General features: G+C 63.7%; 3 protein-coding genes. All 3 read right to left on the bottom strand.

Annotated elements, in window-relative coordinates; translation table 11 throughout:
- Nucleotides 1–107 precede the first annotated feature (107 nt).
- Nucleotides 108–524, bottom strand: a complete 417-nt coding sequence (locus EN925_RS33280) for a cupin domain-containing protein (protein ID WP_127369167.1) — start codon at nt 522–524, stop codon at nt 108–110.
- A 5-nt stretch (nt 525–529) separates the two neighbouring features.
- Nucleotides 530–1396 carry a phosphoenolpyruvate hydrolase family protein gene (locus EN925_RS33285; protein WP_013529491.1) on the bottom strand — a complete coding sequence of 289 codons (867 nt, stop codon included), beginning with the start codon at nt 1394–1396 and terminating at the stop codon, nt 530–532.
- 13 nt (nt 1397–1409) lie between these two features.
- Nucleotides 1410–2077 (bottom strand): Tm-1-like ATP-binding domain-containing protein (locus EN925_RS33290; RefSeq protein ID WP_206633064.1); only part of this gene is annotated, 668 nt, incomplete at its 5' end.

Raw genomic sequence — 2077 nt, forward strand, 5'->3', positions numbered from 1 at the left:
GTATTGAGGCTGCTGCCCCCTCACCCGGATTGCCATCCGGGAAAAGCAATTCGGGGCAATCCGACCTCTCCCCGAGGGGAGAGGAGGGAGCCGGAACCGAGGAAAGATCACTGTCCCGGCGGGATCAACCTGAAATCCGGTAGCTCACGCAAAACCAGTTCAGGTCCTGCCGGCGAATAGACGACGAACAGCTGCATCGGCCCGTCGCCGGTGTTGAGCGTCGAATGAAAGCGGCTTTCCGGCACATAGATGGTGCAGCCGGGGCCAACCTTCTCGACCATCGGATTGCCCCTCTCGTCCTCGACCATCTGTTCGCCATGGCCTGAGATGACGAAGATGATTTCTTCCGCGCCCGGATGGTTGTGGCGCGTGTGGCCCTTGCCGGAAGGCAGGTCGACGACGCCGCCGGAAAAGCGGGTTGCGCCATTCACTTCGGGCGCCACCGTCAGCGCCAATTTTCCCCAGTCGAAGCCGAAGGCGCTGACGTCCTTCGGGTACACGAACACTTTGCTCTTGTCGGTCATCTCACTCATCCCTTCTTTTTCTTGAATGTGGTCTTCTGGCCGCCGAGCGCGACGGCCTTGAAATCGGCCGTCTGCTTGGCGATCGCGGCTTCCGCCGGCAGCCGTTCCATCGAGCTGGCGCCATAGAAGCCGTGCAGGCCCTTGGCCTGGGAGAGAATGTAACGGGCGTCGTCGGGCATCGAAATCGGGCCGCCATGGCAAAGCAGGATGACATCCTTGCGCACCGAGCGCGCGGCATTGGCGATGGCGTCGATCTCCTGAACGCAGTCGTCGAGCGACTTGGCCGACGTGGCGCCGATCGAGCCACCTGTCGTCACACCCATATGGGCGACGACGATGTCGGCGCCGGCTTTTGTCATGGCGCGGGCCTCATCCGGGTTGAAGACGTAGGGCGTGGTCAAGAGGTCGAGCTTGTGCGCCTCGGCGATCATGTCGACCTCGAGGCCGAAGCCCATGCCGGTCTCCTCGAAGCTCTGCCGCATGCTGCCGTCGAACAGGCCGATGGTGGGAAAATTCTGCACGCCGGAAAAGCCCATCGTCTTCAGCTCTGCCAGCAGCAGCGGCATGATGACGAAGGGGTCGGTGCCGTTGACGCCGGCCAGCACCGGCGTGTGTCTGACCACCGGCAGCACCTCATAGGCCATTTCCTTGACGATCTCGTTGGCATTGCCATAGGCGAGCAGGCCGGCGGCCGAGCCGCGCCCGGCCATGCGGTAGCGGCCGGAATTGTAGATGATGATGAGGTCGATGCCGCCGGCCTCCTCGGCCTTCGCCGACAGGCCGGTGCCGGCGCCGCCGCCGACGATCGGCACGCCCTTGTCGATCATTCCCCTGAATTTCTTCAAGATGTCCTTGCGCGGTATGGCGGGCATTTTTTGAGGTCTCTCACTGTCTGGCGATGTCGAGGAAGGCCGCTGTTGCAGCCCTTGCGAATTCCGGGTCGTTGATATGCAGCGGCAGGCGCGTCACGCGGCGCTTGCCGTTGGGCTTGATGGTGCGCTCGATTGCATCGAACAGAACGGCGTCGGCTTCCGGGTCGAAGAAGGCGCCGCCTTCGATGTCGAGCGCCGAGACGCCTTTTTCCGGGATGAGAAAATGCACCGGCCCCCCGCAGCGGGCGAGCCTGGTGCCGATCCACTCGCCGATCGCACGGCATTCGTCCGCCGCGGTGCGCATCAGCGTGACGTTGGGATTGTGTTCGTAGAACAGCCGGTCGCGATAGTGCTCCGGGATGGTCGAAGGCGCCCAGAAGTTCACCATATCGAGCGCGCCGACGGAGCCGACATAGGGCAGCCCCGTGCGTGCGACGGCGCCGAAACGATCCTCCGTCGCCGGCAGCACGCCGCCGAACAGGAGATCGCAGACTTCGGTCGTGGTGATGTCGACGACGCCGGACAGCAAGCCGCTGTCGGCCAGCTTTTCCATGCTGCGGCCGCCAGTGCCGGTGGCGTGGAAGACCATGCAGTCATATCCGGAACGGAGCTGGTCGGCGATGGCGGTCACGCAAGGCGTGGTGACGCCGAACATGGTGAGGCCGATGGACGGTTTGCCGT

Origin of the sequence: Mesorhizobium sp. M7A.F.Ca.US.006.04.2.1 (assembly GCF_004022915.1) — a bacterium.
GTDB classification, from domain to species: Bacteria; Pseudomonadota; Alphaproteobacteria; order Rhizobiales; family Rhizobiaceae; genus Mesorhizobium; species Mesorhizobium ciceri.

Coding starts and splice junctions, on each gene's coding strand:
- EN925_RS33280 (WP_127369167.1), bottom strand. CDS start 524: ATGACCGACAAGAGCAAAGTGTTCGTGTACCCGAAGGACGTCAGCGCC.
- EN925_RS33285 (WP_013529491.1), bottom strand. CDS start 1,396: ATGCCCGCCATACCGCGCAAGGACATCTTGAAGAAATTCAGGGGAATG.